A 406-nucleotide genomic window follows, 5' to 3' on the forward strand; every position below is an offset into this window, starting at 1 on the left:
CTAAAACTGATGTGATACAATGATTTAATCCAGAAAAGGAGTAAAAAATATGCGGCAAGGTATTCTTAAATAAAACTATAATCAAATAGTGGGAACAAAGGATTATGATAGTCCCTTTTGTAGGGGCTTAGTTTTTTGTACCCAATTTAAGAATACTTTTGCCTTATCAATTTTGACATATCCCCAAAAACAGCACTCACAAACAGGTGTATGCTGTATATGTGTATGTCCGCAAATTATCATCCCCAGTGGTAAAAGTATTTTACTGCTGGGGATTTTTATGCCCTTCGGGGCAGTAAAGGGAGGACAATCACATGAAAATAATCAATATTGGAATTCTTGCCCATGTAGACGCTGGAAAGACGACCTTGACGGAGAGCCTGCTATATGCCAGCGGAGCCATTTC

At 38.2% G+C, this 406-nt stretch carries 1 protein-coding gene; it reads left to right on the forward strand.

The window, feature by feature from the left end:
- Window positions 1-314: 314 nt before the first annotated feature.
- Window positions 315-406, forward strand: a 92-nt coding sequence (locus ACTNEN_RS13380; protein WP_441206959.1) for a GTP-binding protein, incomplete at its 3' end; no start/stop codon positions are given.

The organism is Oribacterium sp. HCP28S3_H8 (genome assembly GCF_052064775.1).
Classification (GTDB): domain Bacteria; phylum Bacillota; class Clostridia; order Lachnospirales; family Lachnospiraceae; genus Oribacterium.